General features: G+C 79.2%; 1 pseudogene. It reads right to left on the bottom strand.

The window, feature by feature from the left end:
* Window positions 1-408: pseudogene (locus B7767_RS42870) on the bottom strand (septum formation family protein); the annotation flags it as partial.

Raw genomic sequence — 408 nt, 5'->3', positions numbered from 1 at the left:
CCCGGCGGGACCGCACGTCCAGGCAGTCCCGCCGCTGCATCGTCGCCGTGTCGGCGAACGCCGTCCCGGGACGGCGCCGGTCCCCGAGCGGCCCGTACACCGGCCCGTGCGCCCCCAGCACCAGACAGGCGGTACGCCCCCCGGCCGCCTCGAACCCGTCCGGCGTGGGGACGACGGCCAGACCGCGTACGTCGGCCAGCCGGCCGCGCAGCTCCCGCGTCCGCTCCTCGCAGCGGTCCGGCCCCCGCTCCCGCGCCTCCTCGTCCGAGGCGGCCTCGACGAACGCCACGACCTGTCCGTCGGGCGCCTGGTCCGCGCAGGTCGGGTCGAGGGTCAGCCGGGGCGTGCCGGCGAACGGGGAGCCGCCGGGCCAGTCGGCCAGCACGCAGTCGCCCTCCTCCAGCGGCT

The organism is Streptomyces sp. 13-12-16, from assembly GCF_002114215.1.
In the GTDB taxonomy this organism is placed as follows: domain Bacteria; phylum Actinomycetota; class Actinomycetes; order Streptomycetales; family Streptomycetaceae; genus Streptomyces.
Note: the sequence above shows the minus strand (reverse complement) of the source record. Positions and strands in the feature narration are given on the sequence as shown.